This is a genomic window from Spiribacter halobius (assembly GCF_020883455.1).
GTDB lineage: Bacteria > Pseudomonadota > Gammaproteobacteria > Nitrococcales > Nitrococcaceae > Sediminicurvatus > Sediminicurvatus halobius.
The window spans coordinates 776,511-799,634 of sequence record NZ_CP086615.1; the positions used below are offsets into that span (position 1 = coordinate 776,511).

17 protein-coding genes are annotated in these 23,124 nt (G+C 72.3%); 16 read left to right on the forward strand and 1 reads right to left on the reverse strand.

Features of this window, described 5'->3' with window-relative positions; translation table 11 throughout:
* Positions 1-28: 28 nt before the first annotated feature.
* Positions 29-2,875 (reverse strand): excinuclease ABC subunit UvrA, encoded by a 2,847-nt coding sequence (gene uvrA, locus LMH63_RS03575; RefSeq protein ID WP_109677427.1) that lies wholly within the window; start codon positions 2,873-2,875, stop codon positions 29-31.
* A 174-nt stretch (positions 2,876-3,049) separates the two neighbouring features.
* Here uvrA and LMH63_RS03580 point away from each other — a divergent pair, with 174 nt between their 5' ends.
* From LMH63_RS03580 to LMH63_RS03655, 16 genes are all read left to right on the forward strand, one after another.
* A complete protein-coding gene (locus LMH63_RS03580; RefSeq protein WP_109677425.1) occupies positions 3,050-4,240 on the forward strand; it encodes an MFS transporter in 1,191 nt (396 codons plus the stop codon).
* A gap of 279 nt (positions 4,241-4,519) precedes the next feature.
* The gene (locus tag LMH63_RS03585; RefSeq protein WP_109677423.1) at positions 4,520-6,244 is read left to right on the forward strand and encodes a bifunctional sulfate adenylyltransferase/adenylylsulfate kinase; all 1,725 of its coding nucleotides are present in this window, start codon (positions 4,520-4,522) and stop codon (positions 6,242-6,244) included.
* 46 nt (positions 6,245-6,290) lie between these two features.
* The gene (locus LMH63_RS03590; protein ID WP_199225615.1) at positions 6,291-6,590 is read left to right on the forward strand and encodes an EAL domain-containing protein; all 300 of its coding nucleotides are present in this window, start codon (positions 6,291-6,293) and stop codon (positions 6,588-6,590) included.
* A 158-nt stretch (positions 6,591-6,748) separates the two neighbouring features.
* On the forward strand, positions 6,749-7,048 hold the full coding sequence (locus LMH63_RS03595) for an STAS domain-containing protein (protein ID WP_109677419.1): 300 nt from the start codon (positions 6,749-6,751) through the stop codon (positions 7,046-7,048).
* A 4-nt stretch (positions 7,049-7,052) separates the two neighbouring features.
* Entirely contained in the window at positions 7,053-7,415 is a 363-nt protein-coding gene (locus LMH63_RS03600; protein ID WP_109677417.1) for a response regulator, read from the forward strand.
* A gap of 11 nt (positions 7,416-7,426) precedes the next feature.
* On the forward strand, positions 7,427-9,442 hold the full coding sequence (locus LMH63_RS03605) for a chemotaxis protein CheA (protein WP_109677415.1): 2,016 nt from the start codon (positions 7,427-7,429) through the stop codon (positions 9,440-9,442).
* Between the two features lie 12 nt (positions 9,443-9,454).
* Positions 9,455-10,042, forward strand: coding sequence for a chemotaxis protein CheW (locus LMH63_RS03610; RefSeq protein ID WP_373317898.1), 588 nt, complete (start codon positions 9,455-9,457; stop codon positions 10,040-10,042).
* Positions 9,999-10,748 (forward strand): ParA family protein, encoded by a 750-nt coding sequence (locus tag LMH63_RS03615; protein WP_109677411.1) that lies wholly within the window; start codon positions 9,999-10,001, stop codon positions 10,746-10,748. The genes LMH63_RS03610 and LMH63_RS03615 overlap by 44 nt, the downstream gene beginning before the upstream one ends.
* Before the next feature lie 122 nt (positions 10,749-10,870).
* Positions 10,871-12,541 (forward strand): methyl-accepting chemotaxis protein, encoded by a 1,671-nt coding sequence (locus tag LMH63_RS03620; protein ID WP_199225614.1) that lies wholly within the window; start codon positions 10,871-10,873, stop codon positions 12,539-12,541.
* A gap of 2 nt (positions 12,542-12,543) precedes the next feature.
* On the forward strand, positions 12,544-13,374 hold the full coding sequence (locus LMH63_RS03625) for a CheR family methyltransferase (RefSeq protein ID WP_109677407.1): 831 nt from the start codon (positions 12,544-12,546) through the stop codon (positions 13,372-13,374).
* The gene (locus LMH63_RS03630) at positions 13,371-14,006 is read left to right on the forward strand and encodes a chemoreceptor glutamine deamidase CheD (protein WP_109677405.1); all 636 of its coding nucleotides are present in this window, start codon (positions 13,371-13,373) and stop codon (positions 14,004-14,006) included. The genes LMH63_RS03625 and LMH63_RS03630 overlap by 4 nt, the downstream gene beginning before the upstream one ends.
* Positions 14,003-15,079, forward strand: coding sequence for a protein-glutamate methylesterase/protein-glutamine glutaminase (locus LMH63_RS03635; protein ID WP_109677403.1), 1,077 nt, complete (start codon positions 14,003-14,005; stop codon positions 15,077-15,079). The genes LMH63_RS03630 and LMH63_RS03635 overlap by 4 nt, the downstream gene beginning before the upstream one ends.
* Positions 15,063-16,262 (forward strand): methyl-accepting chemotaxis protein, encoded by a 1,200-nt coding sequence (locus tag LMH63_RS03640; RefSeq protein ID WP_109677401.1) that lies wholly within the window; start codon positions 15,063-15,065, stop codon positions 16,260-16,262. The genes LMH63_RS03635 and LMH63_RS03640 overlap by 17 nt, the downstream gene beginning before the upstream one ends.
* A 27-nt stretch (positions 16,263-16,289) precedes the next feature.
* Entirely contained in the window at positions 16,290-16,601 is a 312-nt protein-coding gene (locus tag LMH63_RS03645) for an STAS domain-containing protein (protein ID WP_373317899.1), read from the forward strand.
* 3 nt (positions 16,602-16,604) lie between these two features.
* The gene (locus LMH63_RS03650) at positions 16,605-18,296 is read left to right on the forward strand and encodes a SpoIIE family protein phosphatase (RefSeq protein ID WP_109677399.1); all 1,692 of its coding nucleotides are present in this window, start codon (positions 16,605-16,607) and stop codon (positions 18,294-18,296) included.
* Positions 18,289-23,109 carry a chemotaxis protein CheB gene (locus LMH63_RS03655; protein ID WP_158280327.1) on the forward strand — a complete coding sequence of 1,607 codons (4,821 nt, stop codon included), beginning with the start codon at positions 18,289-18,291 and terminating at the stop codon, positions 23,107-23,109. Before LMH63_RS03650 ends, LMH63_RS03655 begins: the two co-directional genes overlap by 8 nt.
* Positions 23,110-23,124 lie beyond the last annotated feature (15 nt).

The window sequence follows — 23,124 nt, forward strand, 5'->3', positions numbered from 1 at the left end:
GAGCACGGCCAGCCCGGCGTCCGTGCCCTCAGGCACGGCGCTGGGCGCCGGTCCGCGGCAGCAGCGGCGCGAGGAACCGCCCCGTGTGGGAGTCCGCCACCGCGGCCACGTCCTCGGGCGTCCCGGTGGCGACCACCCGCCCGCCGCCGCTGCCGCCCTCCGGGCCCAGGTCGATCAGCCAGTCGCAGGTCTTGATGACGTCCAGGTTGTGCTCGATGACCACCACCGTGTTGCCCTCGTCGCGCAGGCGGTGGAGCACGGAGAGGAGCTGGGCGATGTCGTGGAAGTGGAGCCCGGTGGTGGGCTCGTCGAGGATGTAGAGGGTGTTGCCGGTCTCCCGGCGGGAGAGCTCGCGGGCCAGCTTCACCCGCTGGGCCTCGCCGCCGGAGAGGGTGGTGGCGCTCTGGCCGAGGCGCACGTAGCCGAGGCCGACGTCGATCAGCGTCCGCAGCTTGCGTGCGAGCACCGGTACGGCGCTGAAGACCTCCAGGGCCTCGTCCACCGTCAGCGCCAGAACCTCCTGGATAGTGCGCCCGCGGTAGCGGATCTCCAGGGTCTCCCGGTTGTAGCGCGCCCCCTGGCAGACGTCGCAGGGAACGTAGACGTCGGGCAGGAAGTGCATCTCCACGCGCAGCACGCCGTCGCCCTGGCAGGCCTCGCAGCGCCCGCCCTTGACGTTGAAGCTGAACCGCCCCGGACCGTAGCCCCGCGCCCGCGCCTCCGGCGTGCCCGCGAAGAGCTCGCGGATCGGGGTGAACAGCCCGGTGTAGGTGGCCGGGTTGGAGCGCGGCGTGCGGCCGATGGGGCTCTGGTCGATGTCCACCACCTTGTCGAAGTGCTCCAGGCCCTCCACCGCCTGGCACGCTGCGGGCTCCAGGCTCGCGCCATTGAGGGACCGCGCGGCGGCGGGGTACAGGGTGTCGTTGACCAGGGTCGACTTGCCCGAGCCCGAGACCCCCGTCACCCCGATCATGAGGCCGGCCGGAAAGGCCACGTCCACGCCCTGCAGGTTGTGGCCACTGGCCCCGCGGAGCACCAGCTCGCGCCCGGCCCGGGCCGGGGCGCGCCGCTTCGGCACGGCGATGGTGCGGCGCCCGGTGAGGTAGTCGCCGGTGATCGACTCGCGGCAGGCCTCGATCGCGGCGACGGGACCCTCGGCCACCACCCGGCCGCCCTCGATGCCGGCCCCCGGGCCCATGTCCACCACGTGGTCGGCGGCGCGGATGGCGTCCTCGTCGTGCTCCACGACGATCACCGTGTTGCCGAGATCGCGCAGCCGCAGCAGCGTCTCCAGCAGGCGGCGGTTGTCGCGCTGGTGCAGACCGATGGAGGGCTCGTCGAGGACGTACATCACCCCCACCAGCCCGGCGCCGATCTGGCTCGCCAGCCGGATGCGCTGGGCCTCGCCGCCGGACAGGGTGTCCGCGCTGCGGTCCAGGGAGAGGTAGTCCAGGCCGACGTTGAGCAGGAATGACAGCCGGTCGTCCAGCTCGCGGACGATGCGCTCGGCGATGGCGCCGCGGGCGCCTTCCAGATTCAGCTCGCGGAAGAAGGCGTGAGCCGCGGCCACCGACAGGGCGCTCACCTCCGGCAGGCTGCGCCCGGCGACGAAGACGTGCCGTGCCGCCCGATTCAGGCGCCCGCCGCCGCAGTCGGGGCAGGTGCGCACTGCGAGGTACTTGCCAAGCTCCTCGCGCACGGCGGCGGAGTCGGTTTCCCGGTAGCGCCGGGCCATGTTGTTCACCACGCCCTCGAACGGATGCTGGCGGGCCTCCGTGCCGCTACGCCCGCCGGCGTAGTGGAAGGTGATCGCCTCCTCGCCGCTCCCGTGGAGGACGACCTCGCGCACCCGCTCCGGCAGCTCGCGCCAGGGGGTGTCGACGTCGAAGCCGTAATGGGCGGCGAGGTCGGCGATGATGCGGCCATAGTAGGCGTTGCGCCGGTCCCAGCCGCGCACGGCGCCGCCTGCGAGGGACAGTTCCGGATGGGCCACGATGCGCTCGGGGTCGAAGAGCTGGTGCACGCCGAGCCCGTCGCAGGTGGGACAGGCGCCACGGGGGTTGTTGAACGAGAAGATCCGCGGCTCCAGCTCAGCCAGGGCATAACCGCAGACCGGGCAGGAGAAGCGCGAGGAGAACACGGGCTCCTCGGCATCCGGCCGGTCGATCCAGCCGAGGCGGGCGACGCCGTCCGCGAGCGCGAGGCAGGTCTCGAGCGAGTCAGCCAGGCGCGTTGCGAGATCGGGGCGGATGCGGAAGCGGTCCACCACTGCCTCGATGTAGTGGGCGCGCTTCGGGTCGAGGGCGGGCACCTCATCCAGCTCGTAAACCGTGCCGTCCACGCGCACGCGGACGAATCCCTGGCTGCGGAGCTCCGCGAGCACGTCCCGGTGCTCACCCTTGCGCCCGAGTACCAGCGGTGCCAGCAGCATGGCGCGCGTGCCCTCCGGCAGCGCCAGGATATGGTCCACCATCTGGCTCACGGTCTGGGCGTTGAGCTCGGTGCCGTGCTCCGGGCAGCGGGGCGTGCCGGCGCGGGCATAGAGCAGGCGCAGGTAGTCGTGGATCTCGGTGACGGTGCCCACCGTGGAGCGCGGGTTGTGGGAGGTGGCCTTCTGCTCGATCGCGATGGCCGGTGACAGCCCCTCGATATGGTCGAGATCGGGCTTGTCCATCACCGAGAGGAACTGCCGCGCGTAGGCCGAGAGCGACTCCACGTAGCGGCGCTGGCCCTCGGCGTAGATGGTGTCGAAGGCGAGGGAGGACTTGCCCGAGCCGGACAGCCCGGTGATGACGATCAGCCGCTCCCGCGGCAGCGTCAGGTCCACGTTGCGCAGATTGTGGGTGCGGGCACCCTGGATGCGGATGGAATCCATGCCTCTCCTGAAGGGCGGCGTCGGCGCCGCAAAGCCGGAGCCCGAAACTCCGACGGCAAACGCCATCCCGCTTCGGGCCGAAACCCCAAGACCAGCCTGCTAGTATATCGGTTTCCCAGGCGAGACCCTTGGAGCGATCCGGTGCACAGACGGGCAGGCGGTTCGGGTGTGGCGATGAGCGCCGGCGAGCGGCGGGCGACGGTCGGCCTGGCCGTCATCTCCGGTGTGCGCATGCTTGGCCTGTTCCTGCTGCTGCCGGTGTTCAGCCTCTACGGCATGGAGCTCGCCGGGGCCACGCCGTTGCTGGTCGGCTTCGCCATTGGTGCCTACGGGCTCACCCAGGCGCTGCTTCAGATCCCCGCGGGCTGGCTCTCGGACCGCATCGGGCGCCGTCCGGTCATTGTCGGGGGGCTGGTCCTGTTCGCCGCGGGCAGCGTGCTCGCCGCGATCTCGGAGGGCATCTGGGGTGTCATCGCCGGGCGCGCCCTGCAGGGTTGCGGCGCCATCATGGCTGCCGTGATGGCGCTTGCCGCCGACCTCACCCGGGTGGAGCAGCGCACCAAGGTGATGGCCTTTATCGGCATCAGTGTCGGTGGGGCGTTCCTGGTGGCGCTGGTGGCGGGCCCCGCAATCGCTGCCCAGGCCGGGCTCGCCGGGGTGTTCTGGGCCACCGCGGGCCTGGCGCTGGTGGCCATGGCCCTGCTCTGGGTCGTGGTCCCCGCCGGGGGCGAGGCCACCGCGCGCCCGGAGGTCAACGCCCGCAGCGGCGCCCTGCCGCTGGTGCTGCGGGATCCGGACCTGCTGCGCCTCGACTTCGGCATCCTCGTATTGCACTTCGTGCTGACGGCGAGTTTCGTGGCGCTCCCCATCGTGCTCGAGCGTGACCTCGGCATCCACCGCAGCGACCACTGGCAGCTCTACGTGCCCGTGCTGGTGCTGTCGGTGTTCGGGATGTGGGCGGTGCTCGCCGTCGGCGAGCGGCAGCGGATCCTGCACCGGCTGCTGGCGGCGCTGGCACTGCTGCTGGTGGTGGCCGATCTCGTCCTCGCCGCCTTCAGCGGCTGGGGGCCGGCCTTGGTGGTGGCGCTGTGGCTGTTCTTCGTCGGTTTCAATTCCCTCGAGGCCGGGCTGCCCTCGCTGCTCACCCGCTTCGCCCCGGCCGATCTGCGGGGCACTGCCCTGGGCGTCTACGCCACCTCCCAGTTCATCGGCGCCTTCCTCGGCGGCGCCCTGGGCGGCCTGCTCTACGGCATCGCCGGCGTGCAGGGTGTGTTCATCCTCTGCGCCGCCGTGGCCGCCCTCTGGTTTCTCTCCGTCCGCAGCCTACGGGCCCCGGAAGCCTGCCAGCCGTCGGCCGAGGCCTGATCCGCTCGCCCTTGGCAGTGCCGCGCAGCCGGCCAGACCGGACCGGGGATTCAACACAACGACACCACGGGCACAACGGTGCACCACGTAGAGATCCACTTGGCTCTCGACGTTGTGGGCCGTTGTGTCTTTGTGTCGTGGTGTTGGAAGCGGCGTCCCGATGAGTTCCTCCTGCACTGCGCAACCGCGGTGACTTCCACTAGGTCCCCAGCGCGCGAACGGGATTCGGGTTTCTGGTATCTTCCGCGCTCCGTGACCGGCAACTGGGGAACCGGGGACATGACTGATCTGATCGCGCCGCACGGCGGGACGCTGGTGGAGCTGCAGCTGCCGGCGGAGGAGGCCGAGGCCGAGAAAGCTCGGGCGGCGGAGTACCCCTCCTGGGACCTCACCGAGCGTCAGCTCTGTGACCTGGAGCTGCTGCTCAACGGCGGCTTCTCCCCGCTCACGGGCTTCCTCGGGCGCGCCGACTACGAGCGCGTGGTCCAGGAGATGCGGCTCACCGACGGCACCCTCTGGCCCATCCCCGTGACCCTGGACGTCTCCGAGGCCTTTGCCGGGACGCTCGCTCCCGGCAGCCGCGTGGCGCTGCGCGATCCCGAGGGCGTGGTGCTGGCCGTGCTCACCGTCGACGAGCTCTGGCGTCCGGACCGTGAGGCCGAGGCGGCGAAGGTCTTTGGCACCACTGACGGGGCGCATCCCGGAGTGGCTCATCTCCGCGAGCGCAGCCACCCGGTGTACGTGGGCGGGCGCGTGGCGGGCCTTGCCGAGCCCGTGCACTACGACTTCACCCATCTGCGCCTCTCGCCGCGACACCTGCGCGAGCGCTTCGCCCGCAGCGGCTGGCGCCGGGTGGTGGCCTTCCAGACCCGCAACCCGATGCACCGGGCCCATGTCGAGCTGACATTCCGCGCCGCGCGCCAGGCCGAGGCCAACCTGCTCATCCACCCGGTGGTGGGCATGACCAAGCCCGGGGACGTGGACCACTTCTCCCGCGTGCGCTGCTACGAGCACGTGCTCAAGAAGTACCCGGAGCAGACCACCGCGCTTTCGCTGCTGCCGCTCGCCATGCGCATGGCCGGCCCGCGCGAGGCCCTGTGGCACGCGATCATCCGCAGGAACCACGGCTGCACGCATTTCATCGTTGGCCGCGACCACGCCGGCCCGGGCAAGGGCAGCAACGGCGAGGACTTCTACGGCCCCTACGACGCCCAGGAACTGGTGCGCCGCCATGCCGATGAGCTCGGTATCGAGATGGTGCCCTTTCAGATGATGGTCTACGTCAAGGAGCGTGCCGAGTACGCGCCCATCGACGAGGTGGACGAGAGCCGCGAGACCGTGATGCAGATCTCCGGCACCGAGTTCCGGCGGCGCATGCGCGAGGGGCTGGAGATCCCGGACTGGTTCGGCTACCCGGAAGTGGTGGAGGAGCTGCGCAAGACCTATCCGCCGCGGGCCCGGCAGGGCCTCACCCTGTTCTTCACCGGGCTGTCCGGGTCCGGCAAGTCCACCCTGGCCAATGCGGTCATGGTCAAGCTCATGGAAATCGGCGGCCGGCGGGTGACCCTGCTCGACGGCGATATCGTGCGCAAGCACCTGTCCAGCGAGCTCGGCTTCTCCAAGGAGCACCGCGATCTCAACATCCGCCGCATCGGTTTCGTCGCCGCGGAGATCACCAAGAACGGTGGCGTCGCCATCTGCGCGCCCATCGCTCCCTACGCGGCGACCCGCCGCGACGTGCGGGCGATGGTGGAGGAGACCGGCGGCGGCTTCATCGAGATCCACGTCTCGACGCCGCTGGAGGAGTGCGAGCGGCGGGACCGCAAGGGCCTGTACGCCAAGGCCCGCGCCGGCCTGATCAAGGGGTTTACCGGTATCGACGACCCCTACGAGGCCCCGGAAACGCCCGAGCTCGCCATCGACACCACCGACTGCTCGCCGGACGAGGCGGCGCAGCAGGTGATCCTGAAGCTCGAGCGGCTGGGCTTCATCGACCTGCGCTGAGGCGCTTGCCGCCAACCCGGCGCCGTGCCACCGCCGAACCGTGGCGGTGCGCCCGCGCGCGTTCGCCCCGAACCGCTTCGGCTCGAGGCACACCGCCTGCCACCACCTGCACCTGTCCCTGCTCCGCTGCCGCAAGGTCAACGGCCGCTTCGTGCGCCCGTGGGGCCGCCGGGCCTCCGGCCACGCCCTGCGCCGGATCATCCGAATGATTGCCGGCGTCATGGGGCTGCACACGGTGGCGGAATTCGTGGAGACGGCCCCTGTCGCCAGGGCCCTGCGCCGGATCGGCGTCGGTCTCGGCCAGGGGTTTGGCCTGCACCGGCCGGAGGACTGGGTCTCGGGGTGAAACCGGCGCCTGGCTGGCTGAGGCACGGCGCACAGTTCCGCGAGCGCCCGGCACGGCCGGCCGTGCGGCTGCAGCACCAGCGCTAAAGACGGCGGTGCCAGTGCCGATAGGTCCAGTGCCCGGCAGGATCCGGCCGGGCGCCGCCGGGAGAGCGCCACATGGCCGAGGCCGATATCACCCTGGAATCCCGGGTCGACGTGACCCTGGCCGCCGAGCTGCGCAGCACGCTGGATATGGCGCTGAGCGGCGAGGGCACGCTCAGCGTGGATGCCGCCGCCGTCGAGCAGGTGGACACGGCCGGGATTCAGCTGCTGCTTGCCCTCCGCCAGGAGGCTGAACGGCGAGGTCGCGCCTTCGCCTGGCAGGCGGCCTCTCCCGCCCTGCAGGATACCGCCCGGCGGCTCGGCCTGGAGGCCCAGCTTGGCCTCCCGCCGGCCGCCGTGAGCACGGAGGACTAACCCCATGGCCGCGATACTCGCCGTCGACGACTCTGCCTCCATCCGCCAGATGGTGCGCTACACACTCACCCAGGCTGGCCACCAGGTGGCGGATGCCGCAGACGGCAACCAGGGCCTGGCCGCGGCCCAGCGCCAGGGCTTCAACGCCGTGATCACCGACGTCAACATGCCCGGGATCGACGGCATCGAGCTGGTCCGGCGCCTGCGCGCGCTGCCCAACTACCGCTTCACGCCCATCCTGCTGCTCACTACGGAGTCGGCTCCGGAGAAGAAGCAGCAGGGCAAGGCCGCTGGCGCCACCGGCTGGCTGGTCAAGCCGTTCGAGCCGCAGAAGCTGCTCGCCACCCTCGACCGCGTGCTGCGCTAGGAGCGTCCGCCATGGACATGCAGCCGTTCCTGGACACCTTCTTCGAGGAGAGCTTCGAGGGCCTGGACATCATGGAGCAGGCCCTGCTGGCGCTGGAGCCGGGCGTCGCCCCGGACCGGGAGACCCTGGATGCGGTATTCCGCGCCGCGCACTCCATCAAGGGCGGCAGCGGCACCTTCGGCCTGCCGGCGGTGGCCGGCTACACCCACGACGTGGAGACCCTGCTGGACCGGCTGCGCGAGGGCGAGACCACGCTGGGCGAAGAGGTTCGCGGCGCGCTGCTGGAGTCGGTGGACGTTACCCGGGGGCTGCTGGCGGCGCTGCGCGATGGAGTGGAGCCCGACGCGGCGGCGGTAGCCGCGAGTACGGCGCGCCTGCAGGCGCTGCTGGGGGCGTCCTCGGGCGCTACGGATGCGCCGGGCACCGCGATGCCGGCCGCGGCCGCGGACGCGGAATCCGCCGACGGCCCGGGCTGGCGGGTCCGCTTTGCCCCGCAGCCGCATCTGTTCACCACCGGCAACGACCCCGCCCGGCTGATCCGGGATCTGGAGGCGCTGGGCCCGGTGGCGGCCGAGTGCGACAGCTCGGCGCTGCCGCCGTGGTCCGAGCTGGATCCGGAAGCCTGCCATCTGCAGTGGACGCTCACGGTTCACGGCGGCAGCGAGGCGGCCATCCGCGACATCCTCGAATGGGTGGAGGACGACGCCGAGATCGCCATCGAGCCGCTGCCCGGAGCTGCCGAGGAGCCGCCGGCCGGCCCGGCGGTGGAGCCCGCGCCGGCAGGCACGGCCGGCGAGCCTGCGACGGAGCGCGCGGCGCCACCGGCTCGCGGCGGCAGCTCGGTGCGCGTGCAGACCGAGAAGATCGACGCCCTCATCGACCTCGTGGGCGAGCTGGTGATCACCCAGTCCATGCTGCTGGACACGGCGCGGGGCTGTGACGAGGTCACCGCACGCCGGCTGCGGGACGGCCTGGCCCAGCTCGAGCGCAACACCCGCGAGCTGCAGGAGGGGGTCATGCGTATCCGCATGGTGCCCATCCAGTTCGCCTACGCACGGCTGCCGCGGCTGGTGCACGACACGGCGGGCCAGCTCGGCAAGGACATCCACCTGGATCTCGCCGGCGAGCAGACCGAGGTGGACAAGACCGTCAGTGAACGCCTCACCGACCCGCTGGTCCATCTGCTGCGCAACGCCGTGGATCACGGCATCGAGCCCCCCGAGGCCCGGCGCGCCGCCGGCAAGCCGGAGCAGGGCACGATCCGCGTGGCCGCGGAGCATCGCGGCGGCAACGTGGTCATCGAGATCGTGGACGACGGCAAGGGCCTGGACCGCGAGCGCATCCTCGCCCGGGCCCGCGCGCAGGGGCTGCCCGGTGCGGAGCGCGAGGACCTGGACGACGCCGCGGTATTCGATTTCATCTTCGAGCCGGGCTTCTCCACCCACGAGGAGGTCACCGAGGTCTCCGGCCGGGGTGTCGGCATGGACGTGGTCCGTCGCAACATCCGCGAGCTCGGCGGCAGCCTGCAGGTGGCCTCGACGCCGGGTGAGGGCAGCCGCTTCATCATCTCGCTGCCGCTGACGCTCACCATCGTGGATGGCCAGCTGCTTCGCGTGGGCGAGGAGATTTACGTGGTGCCGCTGCCGGCGGTGCTGGAATCGCTGCAGGTCAATCCGGAGCAGCTGCGCGACGTCGCCGGCCAGGGGCGGGTCTGCGCCTGGCGGGACGGCTACGTGCCGGTGGTGGGCTTGGACCGGCTGTTCGGCCTGGAGCGCCGGCCCGACGAGCACGGGCGCACGCTGATGATGGTCCTCGAGAGCGAGGACGCGCGGGTGGGCGTGCTGGTGGACGAGCTGCTTGAGCAGCAGCAGGTGGTGGTGAAGAGCCTTGAGGCCAACTATGCGCCGGTGCCCGGGAGCATGGGAGCGACCATCCTCGGCGACGGCCGGGTGGCGCTGATTCTTGACGTGGCGGGACTGCTCGCGCTGAGCCGCGAGCGCCCGGCGATCCCGCTGGCGGCGGGCTGACGGAGGATGCCGATGGATACCGAGACCGGAACCGGCGGCGCGGCCGCCGCCATGCAGGATCCCCTGGCCATGGGAGGCGACGGCGAGCAGTACCTTACCTTCCGCCTGGGGGACGAGGAGTACGGCGTCGACATCCTGCGGGTGGAGGAGATCAAGGGCTGGGAGGGGGCAAGCCGCATCCCGAACGCCCCGGAGCACGTGCGCGGGGTGATGAACGTGCGCGGCAGCATCGTGCCCGTGATCGACCTGCGCCTGCGCTTCGGCCTGCCGGGCCGGGAATACGACCGCTTCACCGTGGTGGTGATGGTGCGCGTGGAGAGCGACGGCCGCACCCGCGTGGTGGGGCTGGTGGTGGATGCCCTGGCCGAGGTGTACGCGCTGCCCGCGGACAGCATCCGCCCGGCGCCGGATCTCGGCGAGAGCGTGAAGACCGATTTCATCCGCGGGCTGGCGAGCGTCGAGGAGCGCATGGTCGTGCTGCTCGAGGTGGACCGCCTGCTCGATGCAGAGACCCTGGCCGTCGGCCCGGCGCTCTCGGCGGCGACGGAGGACAGCCATGCGCACCATCGCGGTGGTGAATCGCAAGGGCGGAGTGGGTAAGACCACCACCGCCGCCAACGTTGCCCATGCGCTCGCCGCCGACGGCTACCGGGTGCTCGCCCTGGATCTGGATCCCCAGGGGCACCTGGCGAGCGCGCTGGGCGCGGACGGCGGCGGCCCCGGTATCGACGGCTGCCTGCTGCGGGACGCGCCGCTGGCGCAGGCCGTGCGCCCGGCCCGGGACAACCTCTGGCTCGTGCCCGCCGGTGCCGAGCTCGCGGAGGTGGAGGGGCTCGCCGGCGGCCCCGAGCGCGGCACCCGGCTCGCCCGGGCGCTCACTGGGCTCGGCGAGGACTTCGACCTGGCCGTGGTGGATGCGCCGCCCTCGGCGCGGCTGCTGGCCGCGAATGCCCTGCTCGCCGCCACCGACGCCGTGCTGCCGGTGCCCTGCGAGTACCTGGCCCTGGATGGGCTGGCCGGGCTGCTGGCGACGCTGGAGCGCTTGGAGCGGGTGCATGGCCGTGTCACCCGGCGCTGGCTGGCGGTGACCCGCTACCAGGGCCGCCGACGGCTCTCGCGCGAGGTCCGCGAGCTGCTGGTGGCGCGCTTCCCGGACCAGGTGCTGGCCACCGCGGTGCGGGAGAACGCCGCGGTGGCCGAGGCGCCCGGCTTCGGGCGCACGGTGCTTGAATACGCGCCCCGCAGCCACGGGGCCCAGGACTACACGCGGCTTGCCGCGGATCTGATGACCGGGAGGACGCTGTAGCAATGAGCAGCAGAGGCAGCCGGCTTGGACGGGACCCCTTCGGCGGTTCCGGCACCGGGCAGCACGACTCCGGGGAGGCGCCTGCCGCCCCGCCAACACCGACAGAGCGAGAGGACGAGGCCATGGCAACGGCACGACAGGCGACGACGGAGGATCCGGCTGCCCGGCTGGCGGCGGCGGATCTGCTGAGCGGGCTCTCCGCCCCGCTGCTGGCGCTGGATGCGGAGGGCGTGATCCAGCGTGTCAATCCTGCCCTGGAGGCGCTGGCCGATGCCCGGCGCCGCGACCTGGCGGCCGAGGCGCCGGGGTTCGCCGGCTTTGCGCCCGGGGAGCGCCTCGACGAGGTGCTGCCAGTGCTGCGCCGGGCGCTGCGGCGCATCGAGCGCGGCAGGGCCTTCAGCGAGACGCTGGAGACCGGCGAGGCGCTGCTGGAGCTCGCCATCGCCCCGGTTACCGACGCCCGCGGCGAGGTGGTGGGCGCCACCATCGAGTGGGACGATCAGACCGAGAAGCGCGCCCGTCAGGCCCAGCAGGCCGAGGCCGAGCGCCAGATCGAGGGCCTGATCGAGGAGATCCTCGAGGGCCGCCTCGACGAGCGCATGGACACCGACGGCCTGGACGGCTTCGTGGAGCGCCTGGCCGGGGGCATCAACCGCATCATGGAGGGCATCGCCCGCCCGGTGCGCGACGCCGCCCACGTCCTCGACGGCCTTGCCGAGGGCGACCTGGAGCGGCAGATGGCTGGCGACTACAAGGGCGAGTTCGGCCGCCTGCAGGAGAGCCTGAACCAGTCCGTGGGCAACCTGCGCAAGATCGTGCGCGAGATCACCGAGGCCACCGGCAACGTCGGCTCCGCCGCGGCGGAGATCAGCCAGGGCAACCAGGATCTCAGCCAGCGCACCGAGGAGCAGGCATCCTCCCTCGAGGAGACGGCCTCGAGCATGGAGGAGCTCACCTCCACCGTGCGCCAGAACGCCGAGAACGCGCGCCAGTCCCGCCAGCTCGCCGGCGGCGCCCGCGAGCAGGCGGAGAAGGGCGGCGAGATCGCCGACCAGGCGGTGACCGCCATGGCCGGCATCAAGGACTCCAGCAAGCGCATCGCCGACATCATCACCGTGATCGACGAGATCGCCTTCCAGACCAACCTGCTGGCGCTGAACGCCGCCGTGGAGGCGGCCCGTGCCGGCGAGCACGGCCGCGGCTTCGGGGTGGTGGCCGGCGAGGTGCGCAACCTCGCCCAGCGCAGTGCCGAGGCGGCGAAGGAGATCAAGGGCCTGATCCAGGACAGCGGCGAGCGCGTGGACGAGGGCACGCGCCTGGTGGACGCCGCCAACGAGGCGCTGCAGTCCATCGTCAAGGCGGTGAAGCAGGTGAGCGACAACGTCGAGGAGATCAGCGCCGCCAGCGACGAGCAGTCCGCCGGCATCGAGCAGGTGAACAAGGCCGTCACCCAGCTTGACGAGGTCACCCAGCAGAACGCCGCGCTGGTGGAGCAGGCCGCCGCTGCCTCCGAGTCCCTGGACGAGCAGGCGCGCAGCCTGAGCAGCATGATGGCCTTCTTCGGCGACGCCGAGGCGCCGCAGCCGGCGGCGGCGCCGTCGCGCAAGGGGGCTGCCGGGGCCGCCTCGAAGCCGCGGGCCGGCAGCGGCGCGGGGAACGGCAAGGCCCGTAGCACCGGCAACGGCAGTGCCCGGGCCCCGGCGAGGCGCCAGGCCAGCGGTGGCAACGGCGGCGGTGCCCAGGCCCCGCGTGCCGCGGCCGCCGGTGGCGACGAGGAGTGGGAGGAGTTCTGAGCGTGGCCACGGCCGCCCGGGAGTTTCCCTATACCCACTCGGACTTCGAGGCCGTGCGCGGGCTGCTGGCGGAGGCGGCGGGGATACACCTGCCCGATGCCAAGCGGGACATGGTGTACTCCCGCCTCGCCCGCCGCCTGCGGCGCCTGCGGGTGCCCGACTTCGCCAGCTACCTGGAGCACGTGCGCGCGGACACCGACGGCGAGCGCCGCGAGTTCCTCAACGCGCTCACCACCAACCTCACCGCCTTCTTCCGCGAGGGCCACCACTTCGAGCACGTGGCGCAGACGGTGCTGCCGACGCTGCCCCGGGGCGAGGACACCTGGCGCTTCTGGTCGGCCGGCTGCTCCACCGGCGAGGAGGCCTGGAGCCTCGCCATCGCGCTGCGCGAGGCGCTGCCCGCGGCGGACTACCAGCGCTGCCGCATCCTTGCCACGGACATCGACAGCAGCGTGGTGGAGCGGGGCGCTGCCGGCGTGTACACCGAGGAACGGGTGGCCGGGCTGGACGCGCACCGGCTGCGGCGACACTTCCTGCGCGGCCGTGGCCGCCAGGCAGGCAAGGTGCGCGTGCGCCCGGAGCTCACGGACATCGTGCGCTTCCGCCAGCTCAACCTGATGGATGCCTGGCCCTTCCGGCGCCGCTTCCACGCCGTGTTCTGCCGCAACGTGGTGATCTACTTCGACCGCGACACCCAGCGCGAGCTGTTCGACCGCCTGGCCGAGGCCATCGAGCCCGGCGGCTGGCTCTACATCGGCCACTCGGAGACGCTGTGGACGGTCTCGGAGCGCTTCGCCCCGGAAGGTCGAACCGTCTACCGGCGGCTGTCATGAGCGCGGCGCAGCGATTCGAAATGCCGCCCCGGCCCCGGCCGCTGCCGGGCTTCGATAGCGTCAACCGCTATTGGGACCCACGCCAGCGCTGCTGGACGGCGAAGCTGCTGCCCGGTGAGCACGTGGTAACCGACGGCGGCGAGGTGCTGACGACGACGCTCGGCTCCTGTGTGGCGGCCTGCATCCGCTGCCCGGAGACCGGTGTCGGCGGCATGAACCACTTCATGCTGCCGGACGGCGACATGCACCGCCTCGACAGCGTCGCCCTGCGCTACGGGAACCACGCGATGGAGGCGCTGATCAATGACGTGCTGCACTACGGCGGCCGCCGCGAGACGCTGGAAGTGAAGCTCTTCGGCGGCGGCGCGGTGCTCGGGATCCACAGCGACGTCGGCGAGCGCAACGCCCGCTTCGCTCTCGGCTACGTGCGCCTGGAGGGGCTGCAGCTGCTCGGCCACGACCTCGGCGGGCGGCTGCCGCGCAAGATCCGCTATCGCGTGAGCGACGGCCGCGCGCGCCTCAAGCGCCTGCGCCGGCTGGCCAACGACACCCTGCAGCGGCGCGAGCAGGCGCTGCTGGAAACCCTGGAGCCGTCCGCGACCGGTGGCGGCGATGTGGAGCTGTTCGAATGACGACCACGCAACGCCCCGCGCGCGTCCTGGTGGTGGACGACTCGGCCCTGATCCGCCAGCTGCTCACCGAGCTCATCGATCGCGCCCCGGACATGGAGGTGGTGGGCGCCGCCCGCGATCCCTACGACGCCCGGGAGCAGATCAAGGCCCTCAATCCGGACGTCCTGACGCTGGACGTCGAGATGCCGAAGATGGACGGCCTGGTGTTCCTGCGCAATCTCATGCGCCTGCGGCCGATGCCCGTGGTGATGGTCTCGAGCCTCACCCGCGAGGGGGCGGACGAGACTCTGGAGGCCCTTGCCCTCGGCGCGGTGGATTTCCTGCCCAAGCCGCAGGTGGACATCGCCGAGGGCCTCGAGGCCTACGCCGAGGACCTGCTGGACAAGCTCCGCGCCGCCGCCCGCGCGCGGCCACGGGCGTTGCCGGATGTCCGGCCCACCGCCATGCGACGGCGGGTGCGCACCACCGAGCGGCTGCTGGCGGTGGGCGCCTCCACCGGCGGCACCGAGGCGATTCGCGTCTTCCTGCAGGGCCTGCCCCGGAACTGCCCCGGCGTGGTGGTCACCCAGCACATCCCGCCGGGCTTCAGCGCGGCCTTCGCCGAGCGCATGAACCGCCAGACGGGTCTGGTGGTGAGCGAGGCCCAGGACGGCCAGCGGGTGCTGCCGGGCCACGTCTGCATCGCCCCCGGGGACCGGCATCTCGAGATCGAGCGCGACGGGGCCCGCTACGTCTGCCGGCTCTCCGACGCGCCGCCGGTGAACCGTCATCGCCCGTCGGTGGATGTGCTGTTCCGCTCGGTGGCGGTGGCCGCCGGGCCGCGGGCGGTGGGCGTGCTGATGACGGGCATGGGCGTGGACGGCGCCGAGGGGCTCGGCGCCATGCTGGCCGCCGGCGCCGACACTCTGGCCCAGGACGAGGCCACCAGTGTGGTCTGGGGGATGCCTGGCGAGGCGGTGCACCGCGGCGCAGCGGCCGAGGTCCTGCCGCTGGAGCGGCTCGCGGAGGCGGCGCTGGCCCGCGCCAGCGCCGAGGAGGGCAGAGGAGGAGCGCACCATGAACGCACTGCGTAGCCGCCGTGGCATCATCGCCGTGACCGTCGCGGCGGTACTGGCGGGTCTCGCGCTCGCCCTGTGGCAGCCGGGCCTGGGCTGGCTGGCGGTGCTGCTCGCCGCCGGCGGCGTCGGCCTTGGCGCAACACTGTGGCCGCCTGCGGAGCGGGTCGGCCCGGGCAGCGAGAGCCGGGCGCTGGAAGAAAGCCTGCGCGGCCTGCTGCAGGATATCGATCAGAGCCTGAACGCCGAATTCGAGTCCGTGGCGGGGGACCTGGCGCAGATCGACGAGCTCGTGCGCGACGCCGCCGCCACCCTGCAGCAGAGCTTCAACGGGGTGAGCGAGCTCACTGCCGAGCAGAGCCGGAGTGCGCAGGCTGCCCTGAGCGCCCACCATGAGGAGGGGGATGCGGCGGTCACCAGCATCAACGACTTCGTCCATGAGACCGAGTCCCTGCTCAGCGACTACGTCGAGCTCATCGTCGCCATGAGCCGCAACGGCGTGGAAACCGTCAACCGTGTGGACGATCTGGTCACCGAGATGGATCGCATCGAGGCCCTGGTGGGCGATCTCAAGGGCATCGCCGGGCAGACCGATCTGCTGGCGCTGAACGCGAGCATCGAGGCCGCCCGGGCCGGCGAGGCCGGGCGCGGCTTCGCGGTGGTGGCGAGCGAGGTGCGCAAGCTCTCGATACGGGCCAACGAGCTCAACGACGACATCGGCGGCGCCGTCGGCGGCATGCGCCAGCGCGTCGACCAGGCCCGGGCCACGGTATCGGATACCGCGTCCCAGGACATGAACCGCGCCCTGGAGGCAAAGGACCGCATCACCGGTATGATGCGCGAGCTCTCCGAGCTGGACCAGCGCGTGCAGGCCCGCGTGAGCCGGCTCTCGGAGCTTGCCGCCGGGATCGACGGCCACATCGCCGAGGCGGTGCGCTCGCTGCAGTTCGAGGACATCAGCGGCCAGCTCATCGCCGGCGCCCGCGCCGGCGTGGCGGGGCTGGACGATTACCTCGCCGGCGTGCGCGGCACCTTGCAGCAGGTGGCGGAGGCAGGCGATCGTGGCCGGGACTATGCCTCGCGCCTGGAAGACGCCCGCGCGCACCTGGCCGAGCAGCGCGCGGCCCGGGTGCAGGCGCGCGCGCAGGCGCGCACCGTCGAGCAGCAATCCATGGACGCTGGCGACGTCGAGCTCTTCTGACGCGCCGGCCAGCAGGGGGAAACAGGCGTGACACAGATCCAGAGCGAGAGCGGAAGTGATCCGGGAGAGCTGCGCATCCGCGTCAATGGCCGCTTCGACTTCGAGGGCCACCGCGCCTTCCGCGACGCCTACGAGCAGGCGGACGGGGTGCGCCGCTTCGTGGTGGACCTGAGCGCTACCGACTACGTGGACAGTGCCGGGCTTGGCATGCTGCTGCTGCTCCGCGAGCATGCCCGCCATCACGGGGCGGCGGTGGCGATTGCCGGGGCCAACTCCGCGGTGGAGCGCATTCTGCGCATCGCCTGCTTCCACGAGCTCTTCGAGATGAGCCGGGCCTGAGCCTTGCTCGACGCGCATCTGCTCGTGGTGGACGACGAGGCGCCCAACCGGCGCCTGCTGGAGCGTCTGCTCACCGCGTCGGGCTGGCGGGTGACTCTCGCCGAGGACGGCGAGGCGGCGCTGGCGGCCTTCGCCCGGGAGCCCTTCGATCTGGTGCTCATGGACGTGCGCATGCCCGGCCTCGACGGCTACGAGACCACCCGCCGGCTGAAGGCGGCGAGCCAGGGGCTGGTGCCGGTGCTGTTCGTCACCGCGCTCACCGACGACCGCGACCTCGCGGCCTGTGTCGAGTGCGGTGGCGACGACTTCGTGGTCAAGCCGATCCGTCGCGCCACGCTGCTCGCCAAGGTCCACGCCTGGCTGCGGCTCGCCGAGCAGCAGCGAACCATCGAGGCCCAGCGCGATGCGCTGCTCGTGCGCGAGGCGGAGCGGCGGGAGGAGCACCGGCTCGCCGCCGCCATGCTGGCGGCGGTCACCGACAGCAGCGCCAGCCTGCCCGCCGGCTTCAGCGCCTGGCAGCGGCCCATGGGCGAGATCGGCGGCGATGTCCTGCTCGCCGGGGTCACGCCACGCGGCACCCACGTCTGCCTGGTGGGGGACTTTACCGGCCACGGCGTGCCGGCCGCCCTCGGCATCCTGCCGGTGGCGGCCGACTTCCGCCGCCGTCTGAGCCGTGGCGACAGCCCCGCGGCGATCCTTGGCGCCCTCGACGACCAGCTCTCCGAGGTGCTGCCGCCGCAGATGTTCCTGGCGGCGGCGCTGATCGAGGTCAGCGCCGGGCGTGACCGGGTGCGGGTCTGGAATGCGGGGCTGCCGCCGGTGCTGCTGTGCGCACCCGACGGCCGTGTGAAATACCGCTTCGAGGCGAGCCGGCCACCCCTCGGTATCGCCCTCGGGCGCGGCCCGTTGCCGGAGCAGACGCGGGCGCTGGCGCCGGGCGAGCGTCTGGTGGCCTTCTCCGACGGCCTTATCGGCGAGACCGAGGGCGGTCTGGAGGCGGCAGAGGCGCTGGCCGGACAGGGATTCCGGGCGGCGCGGGCACACCTCGAGGCGGCGACGTCACCGCCCGCGGACGACACCCTGCTGGTGGAGATCCGCGTCGACGAGCTGGCCGAGCTGCCGCGGGAGGAGGCGGGGGCCCTGGCCGGCGCCGGCGGCGAGCCGGCGGGCGGGCGCTGGCGCCTGGCGCTGACGGTGGACGCGGAGTCACTCGCCGGCGGCAATCCCCTGCCGCCGCTGAACGACCTGCTGCAGCGCTTCCTCGGCGAGGGAGCGCTGGCCCAGGACACTGCCGTCGTGGCGGGGGAGCTGTTCCAGAACGCCGTCGACTACGGCCTGCTCGGCCTGGAGGCGGCCCATCGCGATGATCCCGAGGGCCTCGAGCGCTATCATAAGGAGCGGGCGGCACGGCTCCAGGCCGGCGAGGGTGTGGGCCGGGTAACGCTCACCCTGCACGGCGCCAGTGGCGGCGAGGCCCCCGGGGTGGTCGTGGAAGTCGCCCAGAGCGGGCCAGGCTTCGACTATGCCGAGGCCCTCGCCAAGGCCCAGGATACCGGGCAGACCCACGCCCACGGGCGCGGCCTGCGTCTCGCCTCGCAGTTGAGCGGGGACCTCGCCTTCAGCGCCGGCGGCCGGCGCGTTCGGGCCCGCCTGGGCGGCAGTGCCGGCGGGGAGGGAGCAAAATCGGTTGAGTGACGACCATCGGGCGCTGGTCCCAGTGCTGCAACCGCCCGGCGACGCGCTCTGGGTCGTCGCCCTGGGCGCCTCCGCCGGCGGGCTGGAGGCGCTCAAGGCGCTGCTGGCGGCAGTGGAGCCCGCGCACGATCTTGCCTTCGTCGTGGTCCAGCACCTCTCGCCGGATCACGAGACGCTGCTCGGGCAGCTGCTCGCACGCGAGACCCGCCTGCGCGTGCAGACCGCCGAGGACGGCGGGGCGCCTGCCGGCGGCCACGTCTACATTACCCCCGCCAACCGCCATATCACCCTGGAGGCCGGGCGGCTGCGCCTCGCGGAGGCGCCCCGGGCCCCGACCCCGAAACCCTCCATCGACCGCTTCCTGGACAGCCTCGCCCGCGAGTGCCACGAGCATGCGGTGGCGGTGATCCTCTCCGGTACCGGTTCCGACGGCTCCGCCGGTGTGCGCGCCATCAAGGCCGCCGGCGGGGCGGTATTCGTGCAGGATCCGGAGTCGGCCAAGTACGATGGCATGCCGCGCTCGGCGCTCGGCACCGGCTGCGCCGACCGGGTCGGCGCGCCGGCGCGGATTGCGCGTTTCATCCAGCGGCTCCAGGCGATGCCGCCGGGCAGCGAGCTGGATCCGGACGCGGAAGACGGCCCCCTCGGTCAGGTTCTGCGGGTCGTCCAGAGCCGCACCGGCATGGACCTCTCGGCGTACAAGCCGAGCACCCTGCGCCGGCGCCTGCACCGGCGGCTCGCCGCCACCGAGAGCCGCGACCTGAAGGACTACCTGACGCGACTGCAGCGCTCCGAGGCCGAGGCCCGGGCGCTGGGCCGCGAGGTGCTGATCAGCGTGACCCGCTTCTTCCGCGATGCCCAGGCCTTCGAGGCCCTGCGCACGGCGCTGGCTGCTTCGCTGCGCGAGCGCGGCGACGGCCAGCCGCTGCGCATCTGGGTGCCGGGCTGCGCCACCGGCGAGGAGGCCTATTCCATCGCCTTCCTGGCCGTGGAGCTCATGGGCGGTACCGCCCAGGCACAGCGCCTGCGCATCTTCGCCACCGATCTCGACGGCGAGGCGGTGACCCGCGCCCGCGGCGGGCTGTATCCGGACTCGGCGCTGGCAGAGCTCTCCGAGGAGCTGGTGGCGCGCTGCTTCGAGTGGCGCGGCGGCGCGCGGCGCGTGCGCCGGGACATCCGCGACCTCATCACCTTCGCCCGCCACGACCTGCTGGCGGACCCGCCCTTTCACCGCATCGACCTCATCTCCTGCCGCAACCTACTGATCTACTTCAGCGAGGAGGCCAAGCGTCGGGCCTGCCGCCGCTTTCACTACGCCCTGCGGGAGGGGGGGCTGCTCTTCCTCGGCCGCGCGGAGACGCCGCCGGTGCCGGACCTGTTCGAGTCCGTTGACGATCGCGCCCGCCTCTATCGCTGTCGCGGCGGGGCGCTCGCCGGGCCGCTGGAAGCGGGTAGTACCCTTGGCCCCGGCGGCGAGACGGCGCCGGCAGCGGCAGCGGGCGTCCACCGCCAGGCGCCGCGGGCCGCACCCCTGGAGCAGTCCGTCCTGCGGGCCGCCGCCCACACCTATGCACCGCCGGGGCTGCTGGTGGACGACGGCCTGCGCATCCTGCACTTCCTCGGCGACAGCTCGCCTTTTGTGAGTCTGCCCGAGGGGCAGCCGTCGTTCGGCGCCCGCGAGCTGCTGCGCCCGGCGCTGCGCACGGAGTTCGTGATGGTGGCGACCCGCGCGCGGCGGACCGGCGAGCGCGAGGTGAGCCGCGTTATTGCCGAGGCGGGGGCCGGCGGCGAGAACGTGCGGCTGGTCGCAACGCCCTGCGGCGAGGCTGGCGGCGGGCACGTGCTGGTGTTCTTCGAGTCCGCGGATACGCCGGCGGTGGCGGCGGACCCACCGGACGCCGAGGGTGGCGGCAGCACCATCAGCACCCTCGAGTACGAGCTTGCCGACACCCGGGGCGCGCTGGAGACGGTCAAGGGCGAGTACGAGGTCACTACCGAGGAGCTCCAGTCCACCAATGAGGAGCTGCAGTCGGCGAACGAGGAGCTCCAGTCCGCCAACGAAGAGCTGCAGACCTCCAACGAGGAGCTGCAGGCCACCAACGAAGAGCTCACCACCGTCAACGAGGAGCTCAATCAGAAGAGCGCCGAGCTCGAATCCGCGTGGCAGGCCCTGGACAACGTCCGCAACAGCCTCGCCGATGCGCTCGTGGTGGTGGACCGCGGGCTGCGGGTGATGCTCTGGAACCCGGCTGCCGAGGAGGTTTTCCACTGGTCTGACGACCCCACCGGCAGTGACCTGACCGGCATCCCGCGGGCGGTTAACCTGCCGCATTTCCGGCGCGATCTGCAGCGCGTGCTGGCGAGCGGTGAGCCGGTGGAGCGCGAGGTGCGCGGACGCCAGCGTCGTAACCGCGAGGCGCGTATCTGGCGCCTGCGCCTGCTGCCGTACCTGGATGCGCGCCAGTCCATCGCGGGCGTGATCGTGACGCTGGTCGAGGTCACGGCGCTGCGCGCCGCGGAGGCGAGTCGCCAGGAGAGCGAGCAGCGCCTCGCCAGCATCCTGCGCCAGGCCTCGGTGGCGGTGGTGCTGCGCGACCGCTGGCGGCGCTACGTCTACGTCAACGAGGCCTTCAGCCAGGCCTTTGGCGCCGAGGCGCCGCCACCGGAGAGCGAGCAGCCGCCGCCCGGCCTTGATGGCGAGACTGCCGCCGCGCTGGACGCGCTGGATGCCGAGGTCCGTGCCGGGCGCACGGTGGCAGAGCGCGAGCTCGCCACGCCGGCGGGCGAGCGGCACTTTCTCTTCGAGGCCTTCCCGGTGAGTGCGGGCGAGGGTGGCGCGGAATGGGTCTGCGCCCTGGGCGTGGAGATCACCCAGCGCCGGCGCAACGAGGCGCGCATCCGGCTGCAGGCGGCAGCGCTGGAGGCGGCGAGCTTCGGCATCAGCGTGGTCGACTGCCGCCAGCCGGACCAGCCGCTGAGCTACGTCAACCACAGCTTCGAGCGCATGACCGGCTACCCGCGCAGCGAGATTCTCGGCCGCAACTGCCGCTTCCTGCAGGGCGCCGAGACCGATCCGGACCATCGGGCCCGGCTGCGCGAGGCCATTGCCGCCGGCCAGTCCTGCGAGGTGCGCATCCTCAACTACCGTCGTGACGGCGCGCCGTTCTGGAACGAGGTGAGCCTGTCGCCGGTAAGGGACGACAGCGGCCGGGTGACCCATTACGTGGGCATCCAGAACGACATCACCGCCGAGATCCACGCCCGCGAGTCGCTCGCCCGCAGCCGCGAGCGCCAGCGCAAGGCGCTGGAGTTCGCCGGCGTGGGCAATTTCGAATGGCAGCCGGGGCCGGATCGGGTGACCGGCTCGCCAAGGTTCTGGGAGCTCTTCGGGCTCTCGGGCAGCGAGGCGCGACCGCTGCCGGCGCTGCTGGGGCGTCTCGGCAGCTCGCCGCGTCGGGTGCTGGAGCAGCGCCTGCACGAGGCACTGGATACCGGCGAGGAGATCGACGAGCGCCTGCAGGTGATCGCCAGCGGCGGGGGTCAGCGCTGGCTGCGGCTGCAGGCACGCATCGACCGGGACGACCGGGAGGGTCCGCGGGTGCTCGGGCTGGTGGCGGACGTCACCCTGGAGCGCGAGATCGAGACCGCCATGGCCGAGGCCCGCCGTACCGCGGAGGCGGCGAGTCGCGCGAAGAGCCAGTTCCTCTCCAGCATGAGCCACGAGCTGCGCACGCCCCTGAACGCGGTGCTCGGCTTCTCCGAGCTGCTGCTCGAGGAGGATCGGGAGGCGCCCCTCGCCGAGGCGCAGCGCGAGTCCGTGGAGCATATCCGCCAGGCCGGCGACCATCTGCTGCGACTGGTGAGCGAGATCCTGGATCTGGCGCGCATCGAGTCCGGGCGTCTTGCCCTGAGCCTGGTGCCGGTGAGCCTCGCCGAGGCGCTGACCGAGAGTGTGCAGATGATCCGCCCCGCCGCCGAGGAGGCTGCGCTGACGCTGGACATCGCCGAGGCGCCGGCCGGCCTGCGGGTGCAGGCGGACCCGACGCGGCTGCAGCAGGTACTGCTGAACCTCCTCTCCAATGCGGTCAAGTACAACCGGCGGGGCGGCCGGCTTGCGGTCACCCTGCGCGAAGAGCCGGGGCGCGTCGGCGTCGCCGTCACCGACACCGGCGAGGGCATTGCACCGGAGGACCAGTGGCGGGTGTTCGAGCCCTTCGACCGCCTCGGCCGGGACCGCGAGGCCATCGAGGGCACGGGTATTGGTCTGGTGGTCGCGCGGCGCCTGCTGGAGGGCATGGGTGGCGAGCTCTCCATGGAAAGCGTGCCCGGGGAGGGCAGCACCTTCACCGCCTGGCTTGTCTCGGTCACGGCGCTGCTGCCCGAGGACGCGGGCTCCGCGCCGATACTGGCCGAGGCACGCCTGCCTCCCTGCCGGCTGCTATGCATCGAGGATCAGCCCGCCAACCGCGCGCTGCTGCGGCAGTGGGCGCATAGCCGCCCGGCGGTCACGCTGGTGGAGGCGGCGGACGGCGCGGAAGGTCTGCGCGAGGCCCGCGAGCAGGGGCCGGATGCGATTCTCCTCGACCTGCATCTTCCCGGCGCGAGCGGCTGGGAAGTCCTGCGCCAGCTGCGCGCCGACGCCGCCACCCGGGATATCCCTGTGCTCGCGGTCACTGCGGACGTCCGCGAGGACCGCGAGGAAGCGACCCACAGGGCAGGCTTCGACGGTTTCCTGGGCAAGCCCTTCCAGTTCCGCGAGCTGGAGCGGCTGCTGGCCGACCTGCTGGGCTCGTGCGGCAAGGCGGCGGGCTGAACGTTGCCCCCGATA